Genomic DNA, 515 nt, shown 5'->3' with positions numbered 1-515 from the left:
ATGGATATTCTAAAAATCTTCAGTCTGGCGGATCAGGCGGAAGAAGTGGCGGGTAATCTCAGCTACGGAAACCAGCGGCGCCTGGAGATCGCACGGGCGCTGGCGGCTGGACCCAAGCTGCTGCTGCTCGATGAGCCGGCAGCGGGGATGAACCCGAATGAGACCCGGGATCTGATGAATCTCATCGCCTGGATCCGTAAAGAATTCGACCTGACGATTCTCCTGATCGAACATGATATGTCGCTGGTAATGGGGGTTTGCGACCGGATTTATGTGCTGGACCGCGGCATGCTGATTGCCAATGGCACCCCGCAGGAGATCCGGAGCAATCCGAAAGTTATTGAAGCGTATCTGGGACAGGAGGCGTAAGGCATGCTGAAAGTAGAAGGAATCAACGTATATTATGGAGCCATTCACGCCCTGAAAGATCTCAGTATCCACGTTAACCAGGGAGAGATTGTGACATTGATCGGGGCCAATGGCGCCGGGAAGTCAACCTTGCTCAAGACGCTTTC

At 54.0% G+C, this 515-nt stretch carries 2 protein-coding genes; both read left to right on the top strand.

The features are described from left to right. The coding region (locus tag ACAN55_RS24225; protein WP_379139170.1) for an ABC transporter ATP-binding protein at positions 1-369 on the top strand (369 nt) is incomplete at its 5' end. Between the two features lie 3 nt (positions 370-372). Further along, on the top strand, positions 373-515 hold a 143-nt coding region (locus ACAN55_RS24220; RefSeq protein WP_379139172.1), incomplete at its 3' end, for an ATP-binding cassette domain-containing protein.

Source organism: Paenibacillus oryziterrae (assembly GCF_042610485.1).
GTDB lineage: Bacteria > Bacillota > Bacilli > Paenibacillales > Paenibacillaceae > Paenibacillus_AQ.
This window is presented reverse-complemented; position numbering and strand designations above follow the sequence as displayed.